Annotated in this window: 13 protein-coding genes; 6 read left to right on the forward strand and 7 right to left on the reverse strand. The window is 64.7% G+C overall.

All coding sequences use genetic code 11. From position 1 onward, the window contains the following. Positions 1 to 3 precede the first annotated feature (3 nt). Complete coding sequence (locus LPW39_RS22860) at positions 4 to 2,373, reverse strand: heavy metal translocating P-type ATPase (RefSeq protein WP_407928906.1); 2,370 nt, start codon at positions 2,371 to 2,373, stop codon at positions 4 to 6. Positions 2,374 to 2,492: 119 nt separating this feature from the next. Here LPW39_RS22860 and cadR point away from each other — a divergent pair, with 119 nt between their 5' ends. Further along, a complete protein-coding gene (gene cadR / locus LPW39_RS22865; protein ID WP_230780918.1) occupies positions 2,493 to 2,927 on the forward strand; it encodes a Cd(II)/Pb(II)-responsive transcriptional regulator in 435 nt (144 codons plus the stop codon). 72 nt (positions 2,928 to 2,999) lie between these two features. Here the strand turns inward: cadR and LPW39_RS22870 are convergent, their stop codons facing one another. From LPW39_RS22870 to LPW39_RS22885, 4 genes are all read right to left on the reverse strand, one after another. After that, positions 3,000 to 3,344, reverse strand: coding sequence for a DUF4148 domain-containing protein (locus tag LPW39_RS22870; protein ID WP_230780920.1), 345 nt, complete (start codon positions 3,342 to 3,344; stop codon positions 3,000 to 3,002). Between the two features lie 362 nt (positions 3,345 to 3,706). After that, positions 3,707 to 6,886 carry a CusA/CzcA family heavy metal efflux RND transporter gene (locus LPW39_RS22875; RefSeq protein WP_230780922.1) on the reverse strand — a complete coding sequence of 1,060 codons (3,180 nt, stop codon included), beginning with the start codon at positions 6,884 to 6,886 and terminating at the stop codon, positions 3,707 to 3,709. A 12-nt stretch (positions 6,887 to 6,898) separates the two neighbouring features. Then, positions 6,899 to 8,299 carry an efflux RND transporter periplasmic adaptor subunit gene (locus LPW39_RS22880; protein WP_230780923.1) on the reverse strand — a complete coding sequence of 467 codons (1,401 nt, stop codon included), beginning with the start codon at positions 8,297 to 8,299 and terminating at the stop codon, positions 6,899 to 6,901. Positions 8,300 to 8,303: 4 nt separating this feature from the next. Next, positions 8,304 to 9,620, reverse strand: coding sequence for a TolC family protein (locus tag LPW39_RS22885; RefSeq protein WP_230780924.1), 1,317 nt, complete (start codon positions 9,618 to 9,620; stop codon positions 8,304 to 8,306). Between the two features lie 209 nt (positions 9,621 to 9,829). Here LPW39_RS22885 and LPW39_RS22890 point away from each other — a divergent pair, with 209 nt between their 5' ends. Beyond that, positions 9,830 to 10,519 carry a heavy metal response regulator transcription factor gene (locus tag LPW39_RS22890; protein ID WP_230780926.1) on the forward strand — a complete coding sequence of 230 codons (690 nt, stop codon included), beginning with the start codon at positions 9,830 to 9,832 and terminating at the stop codon, positions 10,517 to 10,519. Continuing rightward, positions 10,516 to 11,877: a heavy metal sensor histidine kinase gene (locus LPW39_RS22895; RefSeq protein WP_230780928.1), complete on the forward strand. Its 1,362-nt coding sequence runs from the start codon at positions 10,516 to 10,518 to the stop codon at positions 11,875 to 11,877. Before LPW39_RS22890 ends, LPW39_RS22895 begins: the two co-directional genes overlap by 4 nt. A gap of 9 nt (positions 11,878 to 11,886) precedes the next feature. Here the strand turns inward: LPW39_RS22895 and LPW39_RS22900 are convergent, their stop codons facing one another. Next, the gene (locus tag LPW39_RS22900) at positions 11,887 to 12,426 is read right to left on the reverse strand and encodes a hypothetical protein (RefSeq protein ID WP_230780930.1); all 540 of its coding nucleotides are present in this window, start codon (positions 12,424 to 12,426) and stop codon (positions 11,887 to 11,889) included. Between the two features lie 615 nt (positions 12,427 to 13,041). Between LPW39_RS22900 and LPW39_RS22905 the strand changes: the two genes are divergently transcribed. From LPW39_RS22905 to LPW39_RS22915, 3 genes are read left to right on the forward strand one after another with little or no spacing between them, the layout of a single operon-like run. After that, on the forward strand, positions 13,042 to 13,536 hold the full coding sequence (locus LPW39_RS22905; RefSeq protein ID WP_230780932.1) for a MarR family winged helix-turn-helix transcriptional regulator: 495 nt from the start codon (positions 13,042 to 13,044) through the stop codon (positions 13,534 to 13,536). Further along, a complete protein-coding gene (locus LPW39_RS22910) occupies positions 13,533 to 14,303 on the forward strand; it encodes a DNA alkylation repair protein (protein WP_230780934.1) in 771 nt (256 codons plus the stop codon). Before LPW39_RS22905 ends, LPW39_RS22910 begins: the two co-directional genes overlap by 4 nt. A 14-nt stretch (positions 14,304 to 14,317) precedes the next feature. After that, complete coding sequence (locus LPW39_RS22915) at positions 14,318 to 14,656, forward strand: DUF6616 family protein (RefSeq protein WP_230780936.1); 339 nt, start codon at positions 14,318 to 14,320, stop codon at positions 14,654 to 14,656. Between the two features lie 294 nt (positions 14,657 to 14,950). Here LPW39_RS22915 and LPW39_RS22920 read toward each other — a convergent pair. Then, positions 14,951 to 15,184 (reverse strand): hypothetical protein (locus LPW39_RS22920; protein ID WP_230780938.1); only part of this gene is annotated, 234 nt, incomplete at its 5' end.

Here is a 15,184-nt window from a genome sequence, read left to right on the forward strand (position 1 = left end):
GGCTTATGCCTTGCCCCCACCCCGCAGCAACCGCAGCCCATTGAACACCACCAGCAAACTCGCCCCCATATCGGCAAACACCGCCATCCACATGGAGGCATTGCCAAACACCGCCAGCGCGAAGAACACCACTTTGATGCCCAGCGCGAAGATGATGTTTTGCCACAGGATGGCGTAGGTGCGTTTGGAGAGTTGCACGGTTTCCGGCACGCGGCGCAGGTCGTCGTTCATGATGAGGATGTCGGCGGCTTCCTTGGCGATGTCGGTGCCGGCGCCGCCCATCGAGAAGCCGATCGACGCGGCAGCCAGGCTGGGGGAATCGTTGACGCCATCGCCCACCATGCCGGCCGGTTGCTGGGCCACCAGGCCGTTGATGACCTGGAGCTTGTCCTCGGGCAGCAGGTTGGCCTTGACCTCGTCGATGCCCACTTGCGCAGCAATGGCGCGGGCGGTGGCTTCGTTGTCGCCGGTCAGCATCACCGTGCGGATGCCCAGGGCCTTCAGCTCGGCAATGGCCTGCTTGCTCGATTCCTTGGTGGTGTCCGCCACCGCAAACAACCCCAGCACGCCTTGCGCGCTGGCCAGCACCGAGACGGTCTGCCCCTGCTCTTCCATCGCCAGCATCAGTGCCTCCACCTCGGCAGAGCACTGGCCGCGCTCGTGGATCCAGCGGTGGTTGCCCAGCACATAGCTCTGGCCGGCGATATCGCCTTTGACGCCACGGCCCAGCTCGGCCGCAAAGTTATCTACCTCCAGCGCCTCGCCATCGATACCGGCGGCGACCGCCTTGGAGACAGGGTGGTCCGAGCGCGCGGCCAGGCTCTTGGCGATGCGCTCGATCTGCCGGGCATCGGTGCTGGTCGACAGCATGCGGGTCTGCACCAGCTGGGGGGTGCCGGCGGTGATGGTGCCGGTCTTGTCCAGCGCCACCACGCGCAGCTTGCGCGCCTCTTCCAGATAGGCGCCGCCCTTGACCAGAATGCCTCGGCGGGCCGCTGCCGACAGGCCGCTGACAACGGTCACCGGCGTGGAGATCACCAGCGCGCAAGGGCAGGCGATGACCAGCAGCACCAGCGCCTTGTAGATAGCAGTCAGCCAAGGCCAGTCCAGCATCAACGGGGGCAGCACGGCGACTGCGACGGCCAGCACAAAGACAGCGGGGGTGTAGATGCGCGCAAAGCTGTCCACAAAACGCTGCGTGGGCGCGCGCTGGCCCTGGGCCTGCTCCACCGCGTGGATGATGCGGGCCAAAACCGTGTCGGTCGAGCGCTTGCTGACCTCGAACTCCAGCGAGCCGCTTTGGTTGATGGTGCCGGCAAAAACCGGGTCGCCCGGTGCCTTGTCCACCGGAATGCTCTCGCCGGTGACGGAGGACTGGTCCACCGCGCTTTGGCCGCTGGTCACCACGCCATCCAGCGCAAAGCGCTCACCGGGCTTGACCCGCGCCAGGGTGCCGACCGCCACTGTCTTGGCATCCTGGATCTGCCAGCTGCCGTCGGCCTGCCTGGCCTCGATCTGCGGCGGCGACAGCGCCAGCAGCTGGGCAATCGCATTGCGCGCGCGGTCCACCGAGCGCGCCTCAATCAACTCGGCCAGCGAGTACAGCGCCATCACCATGGCCGCCTCAGGCCACTGGCCGATCACAAAGGCGCCAATCACCGCCACGCTCATCAGTGCATTGATGCCCAGCTGGCCGCGCAGCAACGCCGACAGGCCTTTCTGGAATACGCCCAGGCCTGACAACGCAATCGCCAGCGCGGCGACGGCCATGCCGACCATGCGCCAGACCGAGGTTTCGGGTGTCAGCAGGTGCAGCAGCTCTGCGGTGGCTGCCACCACCAAGGCCGCAATCAGGCGGTAGAGCTCCACACGCTGCGCCTTTTGCACATCGGCAGCGGCCGGGGGCGCCGACAGCGTCTCGGTGGCAAAGCCTGCGGACTGGATCTTCTCCGTCACTGCGGCCCATTGCTGCGGGTCGGCCTCCACCCGCAAGGTGCGGGCCGGCAGGTCAAACTGCAGCAGCTTAACGCCCGCCGCGCCTTCGAGGATCTGGCGGATCTGCCCCTCTTCCACGGGGCAGTCCATCGCGGGAATGCGCAGCAGCAAGGCACCGTCATCGGCCTTCAAGGCCGAGCTGGCCTGGGCGGCAGGGCCCAGATCGGGGGTGCAGCAATCGGTATGTGCATGCGCCGCAGCCGTTGCTGCAGGGGAATGCGAATGCGCATGGTCGTGATCGTGATCGTTGTCGTGATCATGGCTGTGGCCATGCTCGTTGGCGGCCACTGCGGCGGCCTGGTGGTCTTTGCCAGCGCAGCAGGATGCCGCAGCTTGGCCATGGGCATGGCGTTGCGTGGTGTCGGAATGGGCAGTCATGGGCTTGGAATTCGTTGGGGTCATAGAGCGTGCTCCCTGTTGCTTCGATTAAAAACCCTGTAGTAACTACAATGTCAAGCCTAAATCGCTAGACTCCGTATGGACATGAGGGCAATGACATGAAAATCGGTGAACTGGCCACGGCCTCTGCCACACCCGTGGAAACCATCCGCTACTACGAGCGCGAAGGCCTGCTGCCGCAGCCCACGCGCACTGCCAGCAACTACCGCGTCTACGAAGAGCAACACCTGGAGCGCCTGCAGTTCATCCGCAACTGCCGGGGGCTGCAGATGTCACTGGACGAAGTGCGCGAGCTGCTGCGCTACAAGGACGAGCCCGCCCAGGACTGCGCCGAAACCGTCGACAAGCTGATCGAAGCGCATATCGGCCATGTCGCTCTGCGCATCCAGGAGCTGCGCGGACTGGAAGCCCAGCTGATCGCTCTGCGTGACCGCTGCCGGGGCACCCAGGACGTGGAGCACTGCGGCATCCTCGCCGGCCTGGCCGAGACGCCGGCAGCCCCGGCGATCAAACAACATCTGCATGTGCGCTAGGCGCTGGTTCGTTTTTATATCCGCCGACACAAAAAAAGGTGGCTTGTTGCGCCACCTTCTAGAGCCTGAACGTTAACCGCGATACAGCTTGAGGCGGGCCTTTCTCTCCGCCGGCGTCTCGCTGCTGTACTCATCAATCACCTGCTGACGCGTCTTGCCTGGGCCGGAAGCGACAGGCGCGGGCGGGTAGTTGCTGCTGCGCAAGGCGTTGGGGCCGCGCTTTTGCAGCGCCTCTACCGTCTCTGCCTGCACCTGCGCGCGGCTCTTGCCCGGCTGCGCATGCTCGGGGTAGAGTTCGTAGCCCTTCTCCGTTGGTGCCGAGTGCAAGGTCGCGCTGGCCGATGCGCTGTTCAGCATGCCCAGCGACAGGGCTGCGAACGCCAGGGACAACAGGGTGGAAGTGCGTGTCTTTTGCATGGTTGCAATGCCTTTCATAAGGGTGAAAATACTCTCGCTGCGACTGCATTCGAGATGGCTCCATTGTTGAAAAAACACGCTGACCAAAGCCCCACAGCCAGATGACATTGCTGCAATGCGCGGGCTGCACCAACCGCAGATAAAACAAAGCCATGGCGGGTTAGGGATGCTCTGCAGAACCCTCGCCAAGCGGGATGGACGCGGATCGGGATGAGACGCAAGGCGTCTTTTGCAGTCAATAGCCGTAGCTATTGACAAGGAAGACAACGCAGCGGATCGCCCGAGTCCGCGTTCAGACCACGGCAGGGAGTTTTGCAGAGGGTCCCTAAGCCATGGCTTTGTTGTCAGTTCTTTAGAGCGGCTCAAGCCGGGTGAACAGCGGGCTTGTGAGCGCCTTCCTTATCGTCCAACTCGTCCTCCGACGGATCGCGCCGGTGCACCAGGCGGTACAGCAAGGGCAGCACCAACAAGGTCAATACGGTTGACGACAGGATGCCGCCAATCACTACAGTGGCCAGCGGCCGCTGCACCTCGGCACCCGTGCCGGTTGCAATGGCCATCGGCACAAAGCCCAGCGATGCCACCAGGGCCGTCATCAACACCGGCCGCAGGCGCGACAGCGCACCGGTGTGCACGGCATCGGGAACGGCCAGCCCACCCTCGCGCAGCGCGCGGATCGACGAGATCATCACCAGGCCGTTCAACACAGCCACGCCGGACAGCGCAATAAAGCCGATCGCCGCCGAGATGGACAGCGGAATACCGCGCAGCCACAGCGCCAGAATGCCGCCGGTCAGCGCAAACGGAATGCCGGTAAAGACGATCAGGCCATCGCGCACGTTGTTGAACATCGCAAACAGCAGGGTGAACACCAGCAGCAGAGCGACGGGCACCACAATCTGCAGCCGCTGCTGGGCGGATTGCAGGTTCTCAAAGGTGCCGCCCCAGCGTGTCCAATAGCCGCTGGGCAGCGCCATCGCACCCAGGTCCTGCTGCGCCTGCTCGACAAAGGAGCCGATATCGCGGCCGCGCACATTGGCGCTCACCACAATGCGGCGCTTGCCATCCTCCCGGCTGACCTGGTTGGGCCCGGGCGACAGCGCAAAGCTGGCCACCGCCGACAAGGGAACAAAGCCCAGCCGGCTGCCCTCCTGCTGCGGCAGCGCAATGGGCAGGCGCTCCAGCGCGGCCAGGTCGCTGCGCAGGGCCTCGGGCAGGCGCACCTGGATGTCAAAGCGCCGGTCGCCTTCAAACACTGTGCCAGCCTCCTGGCCGCCCACCGCCGTGGCAATGGTCTGCTGCACATCGCCCATGTTCAGGCCATAGCGCGATGCCTTTTCCCGGTCCACCTGCACCGTCAGCATCGGCAGGCCCGTGGTCTGCTCCACCTTCACCTCGGAGGCGCCGGGCACCTTCTGCAGCATCGTGGCAATCGATTGGGCAGTGCGCTCCAGCACCTGCATATCGTCGCCAAACACCTTCACCGCCACATCGCTGCGCACGCCCGATATCAGCTCGTTGAAGCGCAGCTGAATCGGTTGCGAGAACTCGTAGTTGCTGCCCGGTATCGCCTCGACGACCTCCTGCACCTGGGCGAGCAGGTCCTCGCGGCTGCGCTGCGGGTCAGGCCACTGCGCACGCGGCTTGAGCATGATGTAGCCGTCCGAGATATTGGGCGGCATCGGGTCCGAGGCAATCTCGGCCGTGCCGGTGCGGGCAAACACACGCTCGATCTCGGGCACCTGCTTCTTGAGCGCGCGCTCGATCTGCATCTGCATCTCCAGCGATTGCGTGAGGCTCGTGCCCGGCACGCGCAGCGCCTGGATCGCGAAGTCGCCCTCGTTCAGGTTGGGCGCAAACTCGCTGCCCAGGCGCGATGCCAGCAGCAGGCTCAGGGCCACCGAGACGACGGCTGCCGTTAGCACCACCACCGGCATGCGCATCACCCGCGCCAGCAAGGGCTCGTAGGCCTTGCGCGCCCAGGTCATCAGGCGGTTTTCCTTCTCGCTCACCCGCGCCCCGATGAAAAGCGCAATCGCCGCCGGGATAAAGGTGATGGACAGCAGCATCGCGCCCGCCAGCGCCAGCACCACGGTCAGCGCCATCGGGTGGAACATCTTGCCCTCCACCCCCGTCAGCGCAAAGATCGGCAGGTAGACCACCATGATGATCAGCTGCCCGAACAGCAGCGGCCGGCGGGCTTCCTTGGCCGCTGCAAACACTTCATGGAAGCGCTCGCTGCGCGACAGCGGGCTGCCCTTGCGCTCCTGCGCATGCGCCAGGCGCCGCACGCAGTTCTCCACAATCACCACCGCCCCATCGATGATGATGCCGAAATCCAGCGCGCCCAGGCTCATCAGGTTGGCGCTGATCCCGTACTTCACCATGCCGCTGAAGGTGAACAGCATCGACAGCGGGATGATGAGCGCCGTGATCAGCGCAGCGCGGATATTGCCCAGAAACAGAAACAGCACCACCACCACCAGCGCCGCGCCTTCGACCAGGTTTTTCTTCACCGTGGCAATGGCTTTTTCCACCAACGTCGTGCGGTCGTAGACGGTCACGATCTTCACCCCCTCGGGCAAGGTCTTGCGGATCGATTCCATGCGCGCATCCACCGCCTTGGAGACGATGCGGCTGTTCTCCCCGATCAGCATGAACACGGTGCCCAGCACCACCTCGCGGCCGTTGTCGGTGGCCGCGCCCGTGCGCAGCTCGCGGCCCAGGCTCACCTCGGCCAGGTCGCGCACGCGCACCGGCTGGCCTTGGGTGCTGCCCACAATCACTTCCTGGATGTCTGCAATGCCCTTGACCTGGCCGGGCGCGCGGATCAGGTACTGCTCGCCTTCGCGCTCGATATAGCCGGCGCCCACATTGGTGTTGTTGCTCTGCAGTGCCGCCACCAGCTTGTCCATCGAGATGCCATAGGACGCGAGCTTGTCCGGCCGGGGAGCCACCAGGTACTCCTTGGCAAAGCCGCCGATGGAGTTGATCTCGGTCACACCGGGCACATTGCGCAGCTGGGGTTTGATGACCCAGTCCTGGATCTCGCGCAGGTCCATGGGGGTGTAGAGGCTGCCATCAGCCTTTTTGGCGCCCTCCTCGGCCTCCACCGTCCAGAGATAGATCTCGCCCAGGCCGGTGGAGATGGGGCCAATGCTCGGCGCAATACCGGGCGGCAGCTTCTCACGCGCCTCCTGGATGCGCTCATTGACCAGCTGGCGCGCAAAGTAGATGTCGGTGCCGTCCTTGAAGATCACCGTCACCTGCGACAGCCCATAGCGCGACAGCGAACGCGTCTGCTCCAGGTGCGGCAGGCCGGCCATCACGGTCTCGATGGGGTAGGTGATGCGTTGCTCGGTCTCCAGCGGCGAATAGCCCGGCGCCTGGGTGTTGATCTGTACCTGCACATTGGTGATGTCAGGCACGGCATCGATGGACAGGCGCTGGTAGCTGAAAACGCCCAGTGCAGCCATGGCGAAAACCGCCAGGATGACCAGCCAGCGCTGCTCGATGGAAAAACGGATGATGCGCTCAAACATGCGGACTCCCGATCAATGCGCGTGCTCGGCAGATGCCTTGCCCAGCTCGGCCCGCAGCAGGAACGAGCCCTCCTTGACATAGCTCTGCCCCGCCTTCAGGCCCGATGTGACCTCGGTGGTCTTGCCGTCCGTCGCGCCCAGCTGCACCACCTGGGCCTGGTAGCCGCCCTCGGCCGGCACAAACACCACGCTCTCCTTGCCGTCGGGGCGCTGGATGGCCTTGGCGTCCACCGCAATGGGGACGGGCGTTTCTCCGGCCAGCAGTTCCACATCCACAAACAGACCCGGCCGCCATACCCCCTGCGGGTTGGCCAGTGCCACGCGCGCCGGCGCGGTGCGGGTTTGCGCGCCAATCAACGCACCCACATAGGCAATCCGGCCTTCGGCCTGGGAATCAAATGCGGTGGCACGCACGACGACTGGCGCACCCATTCGCACATCCGGCAGCTGCGGCGCGGCCACGCTGATCTCCGCCCAGACCGAGCGCAGGTCCGAGACGGTGAACGAGGCCGTGCTGTCGGTCACCGATTCGCCCACGGTCAGGTGCTTCTCGACGACCATGCCGGCCAGCGGCGCACGCAGCTCATAGCGGCTCGATCCGCCGGTGCCCGCGCCTGCGCCCGCCCCAATGGCGGACAGCTTTTGCGCGGCATTGGCCACGGCAATCTCGGCCTCCTGCAGCGCTTGCTGGGCTGCCTGGTAGTCCTGCTCGGCAGAGATGCGCTCCTGCCACAGCTGCTTTTCGCGCTCGTGGTTGCGCTTGGCAAAAGCCAGGCGCCGCTGCGCCGTTTGCAGCTCGCTGCGCTGGTCCGACACCGCCGGGCTCTGGATCACCGCCAGCAGCTGCCCCTTGGCCACCTGCTCGCCCAGTTGGGCATGGACCGAGGCCACCACCCCCGCCACCCTGGGCACCACATGGGCCGTGCGGTCTTCGTCAAAGCGGATCTCGCCGGGCAGCAGCACTTGCTTTTTGATCGACGCCGGCCCCGCCTGGGCCACCACCAAACCGGCCGCCTTGGCCTGGGCTGGGCTCAGCTTGACCAGGCCCTCGCCCGCTTCTTCGCCTTCGGCATGGCCGCCGGCCGCAGCGCCATGCGCATCCTTGCTGCCGGCCTCGGCTTTCTCATCGTGGTGTTCTTCATCGCCATGCTGGTCAGCCTCCTGGTGCGCATCGGCTTGGGCACCTGCTTTGGCACCCGTCTTGGCATCCGTATTGGCAGCGGCCTCGCCATGGTGCTCGCCATCTTTGTGGGATGGCGCATCGGCATGGCCTGATGCCGGTGCAGCGGCTGCGCTGCCGGGGCCCCGCAACAAATAGGCGCCACCGGCCACACCAACGGCCGCAATCAGCGCCGCTGCAATCCACTGTTTGGACGAGGTCAGCGAGCTATCGAATCTGGTTTTCTCGGACATGGGTTCAGGTTCCTGTAGCGGCCGCCAGCGCTGGCGTGCCAAAGATGCGTTCAATCTCCGCACGGGCGCGGTGCGATGCCATCAGCTGGTCCAGCAGCTGGCGCCGGCTGTCAAACAGGCTGCGCTGGGCGTCCAGCACGTCCAGAAAGCTGAACTTGCCCAGCGAGAAGCCGCGCACGGCCAGGTCATAAGCCGACTGCGCCGTGGGCACCACCTGGCTTTGCAGCAGCGCCACCTGCTGGTTGCTGCTGAGCCACTGCTGGCGCGCAGCAAACACCTGGGCCTGCAGTTGCAGGCGCTGGTCCTGCAGCTGCTGCTCGGCCTGGTCGACCTTGCGCAAGGCCTGCAGCTGGTTGCCGGCATTGCGGTCAAACAGCGGCAAGGGGATGCTGACGCCGACAAACACCTGGTTGCGCCCAACATCCCGGGCGCGCTTGACGCCCAGGCTCACCGTCGGGTCCTGCACGCGCTTGCTGCGCTCGACCGCCGATGCGGCCTGGCTTTGCGCCAGCGCGCGATGGGCCAGCAGCATCGCGGGCGCCTCATCCAGGCGCTGGTCCAGCTGCTCGGCGGTCGGCGCCGCCGTGGTGGTCAAAAAGTCGCCACTGGCCAGGCCCAGCTCGGCGCCGCGTCCGCCCCAGAGCACGGCCAGGTTCTGCTGCGCCACGCGCGTCAAGGCGCGGGCCTGCTCCAGCTCCATCGCCGCATTGGCCTGCGCCACCTGGGCGCGGCTGGCCTCCAGCGGTGGCACCTTGCCCGCCTGCACCCGCTTGTTGGCGGCTTCCAGCGCCTGCGTTGCCAGCGCATGGGTCTGGCCCGCAAAATCCACCCGCTGCTGGGCCAGCAGCAGCTCGTTGAAGTTGACGAGCAACTGGTAGCGCAAGGCCGCCAGTGCGGCCGTCACCCCCGCCTCGGCCGCTGCCTTTTCGGTATCGGCCAACTGCATGCGCGCCTCACGCTTGCCGCCCAGCTCGATCAGCTGGTTGATCTGCACCGTATTGGTACGGGTCTCGGGCCGGGTGTCTTCGATGTTGACAGAGAGCTCCGGATTCGGGCGTGCCTGGCTTTGCATCACCAGACCTTCGGCGGCAGCGGCGCCATAGCGGGCTGCTTGCAAGCCCGGGTTGGCGGCCAGCGCCTTGTCCCAGGCAGCAGCCAGCGTGATCGTTGGCGTGGCCTGCGCAGGTGCATTGGTATCGGCCTGGGCATGGGCCTGGGGCAGCCAGACGCCGGCCAGCGCGGCGCTCAGCAACCAGGCAGGCCATGCGGGGCGTGGCAAGGGGGTGCCGGCCCGGTTGGGGGCTGGCGGCGGGGTGGTCATAGCGGCTTCTCCTGTGGTGGCGGACCGCGCACAACCGGGCGTTGGCGGCGCCCGGCGCAAGGAAGCGGCAGACACCGCAGGCCCCCGGTGCAGGCGGTATCCCTATGCGATGCCAGCGACTGTAGAAAGCGGCGACCAACACCAGGCCGACGGGAAGATGACAAATTTGTAATCCGTGGCTGCGGGCGCGATCAGAGACAATGGCCTCCATGAGACTGCTGCTGATTGAAGACGAAGCCAAGCTCGGCGAGTACCTTCGCAAAGGTCTGGCCGAGGAGAGCTACACGGTCGATGTCGCCACCAACGGCATCGATGGCCTGCACCTGGCCATGGAGCTGGACTACGACCTGGTCGTGCTCGACGGCATGCTCCCCGGCATCGACGGTTTTGCGGTGCTGGCGGCATTGCGCCAGTCCAAATCCACCCCGGTGCTGATGCTGACGGCCCGCACCGATGTGCAGGACCGGGTGCGCGGTTTGCAAAGCGGTGCCGATGACTACCTGATCAAGCCCTTTGCGTTTTCCGAGCTGGTGGCCCGCATCCAGGTGCTGCTGCGCCGCGCGCAGGCCCACCCGGCATCACCCGAGCCCACGGTGCTGCGCCAGGCCGATCTGGAGCTGGACCTGATCCGCCGCAAGGCCGTGCGCGCCGGTGTGCGGCTTGATCTGACAGCCAAGGAATTCAACTTGCTGGCGCTGCTGCTGCGCCGCCAGGGCGAGGTGCTGTCCCGCACCGAGCTGGCTTCCCAGGTCTGGGACATGAACTTTGACAGCGAGACCAATGTGGTCGAAGTGGCCGTGCGGCGCCTGCGCATGAAGGTGGACCAGCCCTTTGCCTCGCCGTTGATCCACACGGTGCGCGGCATGGGCTATGTGCTGGAGAGCCGAGCCCAGCCATGAGCCCCGCGCAAGCCGTACCGCATCTGGGGCGCCGGCTCTCGCGCTGGATGGCGCTGCTGTCCATGCTGGGGCTGGGCGCTGTCAGCCTGGTCGTGTTTCTGGTGTTCGACAACACCTTGACGGCCCGCCAAAAGGAGATGCTCGACCAAAAGCAGCAGTCGCTGATGCATGTGCTGCGCGACGACAGCACGGCCCACCGCGACAAGGCGCTGGACCACCTGCTCACCGATTTTCTGGCCGGCCACGGCGACTATGCGATCCGCGTGGTGGACAACGAGGGCCATGTGCTGTTCGACAGCATCCCGGCCGACTGGAGCAGCCACCACACCATGCTGCGCAGTTTTGCCGTTGGCATCACCGCGCCCCAGTACCACCAGGCGCGTGCGGCCACCGCCACCTTGGTGATGGACCTGCGCCCCGACGAGGCCTTGCTGCGCGGCCTGGGCTGGACCTTGTTTGCGGCAATGGTCGCCGGCTCCCTGCTGCTGGCGCTGTTTGGCGGCCTGCTGGTGCAGCGCAGCCTGCGGCCCATCGAATCGCTGGTCTCGCAGATCAGCCTGCTGTCGGCCCGCGATTTTGAGCGCCGGCTCGACGGCAGCAGCCTGCCCCAGGAGCTGCAGCCCATCGTCACGCAGTTCAATGCCTTGCTCAATCGCCTGGCCGATGCCTACCGCCAGCTCGAAGCCTTCAACGCCGATGTAGCCCATGAGCTCAACACCCCGCTGGCCACCTTGATCTCCAGCACCGAGGTGGTACTGCGCAAGCCCCGCTCGGTTGATGAGCTGCGGGATGTACTGGCATCGCACCTGGAAGACCTGCGCCGCATGGCCGCCATGGTGGGCGACATGCTGTTTCTGTCACGCGCCGACCAGGGCGTGGGCGCGCGCGAGACGGGCGTGGTCAGCCTGGCCGCCGTGGCCCAGGATGTCGTCGAGTTCTATGAAGCCGTTGCGCTGGATGCCGATCTGCGCCTGGAGGTGATCGGTGACGCGCAGGCCCAGGTCGATGCGCCGCTGGTGCGCCGCGCGCTGTCCAACCTGCTGAGCAATGCCACCCGCTATGCGCTGGCGGGCTCGGCCATCCGCATCGACATTCGCACGCGCTGGCAGCACGAACATGCCCATGTAGTCATCTCCATCACCAACACCGGGCTGGACATTGCGCCCGAACACCTGCGCCACCTGTTTGACCGCTTCTACCGGGCCGATGCCTCGCGCCACAATTCGGAGCGCAACCATGGCCTGGGCCTGGCCATTGTCAAAGCCATCGCCAAGATGCATGGCGGCTCGGTCTTTGCGCAGTCGCAAGGTGGGGAAACGACGTTTGGGCTGATCCTGCCGGTGACAGCGCTGGATTGAGGGCTGTCGCTACCAACGCTGCGTCGCTTTGTGGCCCACGCCCAAGGCCAGCAAAGCCAGCGCTGCGCCCATCAACACAAGCTTGATGGTGTGGAGTGGCAGCGCCCGGGGCTGGTCAGTATCAGCTTGCGCAGCTGTGGCACTCAAACTGGGAGAGACACCGTGCACACCTTTGTCGCTGGTACGGATAAAGCCGGCGCCTCTATGGTTCAAAGTGGTGGATGGAACGATATCGGTTTGCAGCATCCACAAATCGTTCAGCCCCGGAACAGCGGCATATTCAGCACGCCCCTGCATAAAGGTCGCCCAAGGGATTGGAGCCCTGCTTACCTGCAGGGCCAGGCGCATTTTGTGATTGATTGCGGTCGTTATGGATAAGGAGGTTGAGGCCTGGAATCGCCCCCAGCCATGCCCCGAATACGGGCCTGAATACCGCAAAGTATGTCCTGTGGGTAAATCTGACACCCGCTGCGCAGATACCTCATGCATCCCCGCCAACAGAAAAAAGGCCGCTACCAACAGTTTGACAAAAAACAGTGGGCTTTTCATGGCTTTCTCCTAGAAAACTTCTGCCTGCTTCCTGACGTTGTCATGGTGTGGGCATGCCACCCCATGCGCTCCGGACGGGTATTGGATAACTGCCGTTGAAACCATTCATCCGGCATGTGCATCGCCGACATATGTTTCGAGACAGAAAGATAACGACAAAATTGTCACTATTCGCCAATCAGCCTGCCTCACTTAATACCAAATCGCTGATAATTTTCGGCTTTGCTTGCGAGACTTCACTATGCGCCAGTCAAACCGCAAAGAAAAATATCAATTCCAAATTTTATTATTAGCCAATCAAATAAATGATTTTTTAGCCAATGCCGCTTCCATTACATTCACAAAAATTATTGGCAGAAATTCCAACCATGTTCTGCACACATTTCTGCCATTTCTTCACCCAGCCCTTGGGCCGATTCCGGTGATAAGGACACAGAAATAGCAAAATCCCACAACCGAAAATTTCTTTATCGTGGAAGTGGTGGGAACCTGCAGCTGCCCAATCGCAGTGATGCCGCATACCGACGAAGGCCGAAGCCCCAGGGCAGGCACTTGAAGCAGATTGACGATCCATAATTACGCATATAATTAGCCACCTTACTATCAGCCACCACCATGCAACTCGCCCAAAAGTACAACGCCCTGCTCGACGAAGCCCAGCGGCGCGGCCTGCCCGATGTGGCAGGGATTCGCCTCTGCTTCCAGACGCTCACGCTGGCGGCAAACATTGACCGCGATTGCGCGCGCCTGCTGGCGCCCTACGGCTTGTCGGAGGGGCGCTTTGTGCTGCTGTTCCTGCTCGACGCCGCGCCCGACGGCCTGGCGCCCAACACCCTGGCCGAGCGCGCGGGCGTGACCCGGGCTACCGTCACCGGCCTGCTCGATGGCCTGGAGCGCGAAGGCCTGGTGGCCCGCCACGCCGAGGCCAGCGACCGCCGTGCGCTGCGCATACGGCTCACCGGCAAAGGCCAGCAAGTGGCACAACAGGTGTTTGCGCAGCACAGCCACTGGATCGCAGGGCTGTACGGTGGCCTGTCGGCCAGCGAGCGCCAGCAGTTGGCCAAGCTGCTGGACAAGGTGGCCAGCAACCTGGGCCAGGCAGCGCCATGAGCAGCCCACGCAAAGGCGCCAGCCGCGCGGCCGATATCCCCGCCGATGTGCTGCAAGCGCTGTCCAACGGCGAGATCGCCACAGCCACCCTGGCTGAATGCACGGCGCTGGACCAGGCGCAGTTGCTGCGCACCGTCTTTCCAGATCTCTCTGCCCAGACCTTGCAGCAGGCGGATACCGCTTGTGCGCTGGGCATTCTCAAGCGCATGGGCGGCATGGGCGAGCTGCTGCTGGATGCGCTGGGCCCCGAGGGCATCGCGCATTGCCGCGTGCACCCGGCTGACACCGTGCGCGGCTGGGCCTGCTTTATGGTCGGCGCCCAAGCGGGACTGGCCCTGCCTGCACGCCTGGCTGCCATCAAAAGCCTGGCCGACGATGGGCATTTTGGCGTGCGCGAATGGGCCTGGATGGCCTTGCGTCCGCACCTGGCCAGCGATCTGGACCAAGCCATCGCGCAGCTGATGCCCTGGACGGCATTACCGTCCGACAAACTGCGCCGCTTTGCCTGCGAGGCACTGCGCCCACGCGGCGTCTGGTGCGCGCACATCAGCGCGCTCAAAGAAGCACCTGCGCAGGCCCTGCCACTGCTGCAGGCGCTGCGTGCCGACCCTTCTGCCTATGTGCAGGATTCCGTCGCCAACTGGCTCAACGATGCGGCCAAGGACCAGCCCGACTGGGTGCGCCAGCTTTGCAGCCAGTGGCTGGGCGAAGCGCCATCGCCCAGTACTGAACGTATCTGTCAACGCGCGCTGCGCAGTATTCGCTGAAAGAAGCCCCAGCCATGTCCTGCTATCTTGTCGAACTCTATACGCCGAATGCCGCCTGGCAGGCGCTGCCTGCTGCACAGCGCCAGCAGTTCCTGGCCGCCATTGGTGAGGGCCTGGGCCAGCTCGCCGGCCAGGGCATCGAGCTGCTGTCTCTGGCTGAGACGGATACCGCCATTGCACAGGCAAGCCCGCACCAGTTCCTGGGCATCTGGCGATTTCCTGATCCACAGGCACGTGATGCCTTGCTCGCGGCCATCGAGGCCAGCGGCTGGTACCGCTACTTTGCGCATGTGAATGCCGCCAGCGGCACAGGCGCGGTGGCCACCCATCTGGCAGCGCTGGCGGCGGTCTGACGCGCGTGTTGTCCGCCTTTCGTCGCTAACCCCATCGTGGGCATGGAAAGCGGGCAAAAGAAAAGCCCGCCTTCTATGCAGCACCCCGTCTGAATCAGCGTCCAGGCGGGGGCTACACACGAGGCGAGCCAGTGATCGGTTCAGCAAGCTTAGGGGCCTCTGCAAAACTCCCTGCCGTAGTCTGAACGCGGTCGCGGGCGATCCGCGTCCATCCCGCTTGGCGAGGGTTATGCAGAGGATCCCTAGGACTTGCTGACCTCTGCGCCGTTAACGTTGGCCGTTCGCTTTCTCCCCTTAGCGGCGCTGTGCCCGGCGCAGCACCAGCATGCCCAACATGGCCATTGCAGCAGCCATCAGCAGCAGCTTGACGGTGTCCAGCGCAGGCACTGCCTCTGGCATGGCAGGCGCCGTACGCACGAGGGTATTGACGAAGGAGGCGGTATTGCCCGTGGCGGCGGTCACTAGGCTCACCGGGGCGGGCAAGCTGGTGCTCCAGGCATAGCCATCCGGTGCGGCCGGCATGGCGGG

It is taken from the genome of Comamonas koreensis, assembly GCF_021026195.1.
In the GTDB taxonomy this organism is placed as follows: domain Bacteria; phylum Pseudomonadota; class Gammaproteobacteria; order Burkholderiales; family Burkholderiaceae_C; genus Comamonas; species Comamonas koreensis.